This window comes from Clostridioides sp. GD02367 (assembly GCF_045900275.1).
In the GTDB taxonomy this organism is placed as follows: Bacteria; Bacillota; Clostridia; order Peptostreptococcales; family Peptostreptococcaceae; genus Clostridioides; species Clostridioides difficile_A.
On sequence record NZ_JBJODK010000029.1, the window covers coordinates 1 to 1,009 of the forward strand.

Below are 1,009 nucleotides of genomic sequence, written 5' to 3' on the forward strand. Positions count from 1 at the left end.
ATCCTGTATACCTTCGTCTGTCAACATCATAGAACCTACTATTGCTTGTATAGCATTGTATGAGACTGTTCCACCTAAATCAATCTTATCTAAGTATTTGTCTATCTTAGCTTTTAGATTGTTTAATACTGTTTCTTCACTAAAACTGTTACTAAATATAAAACTAGCTTTTACATTAATAAGTAGTGTTTCGGGTGTTACAACTGTTACTAAAGCCCCGATAGGAGCTTTCCCGTCTCTATTTTCTCCTTCTGATACATTTAATGGATATATATATTCTTGAACTTTATCTATCAATTCTTGTGTTGCTGCTTTTCTATTTTTATCTAGTATTAATACTTTTACTGTCCCTGCTCCATTCCATTCGGAAACTACATAAGCATATCCAACTCCATCTACTTCTTTAGCCCATCTTATATAATCTGAACTAGCTCCACTAAGTTTGTCTTCTTGCTCTGCTACAAGAACTCTTTCTCTAAAATGTTCTTCATCTTCTATATCTGTCCCACCTTTGAAATCTTCTTTATTAGTAACAGATTTAATCCCATTAATAGAACCTAATAAAACAGATATACTACCTTTAGATACATTTCCTATAATCCCTTCAATCCTGCATTCTGCTTTAATATCTACTGTTTCATTTTCTCCTATAGTTTTAGTTTCAAGAAGCTCAAACTCTATACTCTGCTTTTCATCAGTTGCAACAGTAGTTACTATAGTTCCTTTTGTAATTATAGTTCCTTGTATGCCTATAAAAGTAATAACTCCAACCGATTTAGTTGGTTGATTTTTAAATACTCCTTTACATTCTCCCAACCATTCTAGGTATTCTCCATAGCTAGTTTGAGGAAATGCAATCTTTAAATTATTTTGTAGTCCTAGTTGTTTTAACTGTGCAGCTTCTTCTGCTGTAGGTCTTGTTGCATCATAAATAAAGTCCCCTTCTAGTGTGCTCGCATCTTGAAAGTTGCTTAACATTCTTCCATGTATAGTGTCTTCATCTTCTGTC

General features: G+C 33.1%; 1 protein-coding gene. It reads right to left on the bottom strand.

Going from position 1 to position 1,009, the window contains the following annotated elements; genetic code table 11:
* Positions 1 to 1,009, bottom strand: a 1,009-nt coding sequence (locus Q3223_RS19405; RefSeq protein ID WP_407812433.1) for a baseplate J/gp47 family protein, incomplete at both ends; no start/stop codon positions are given.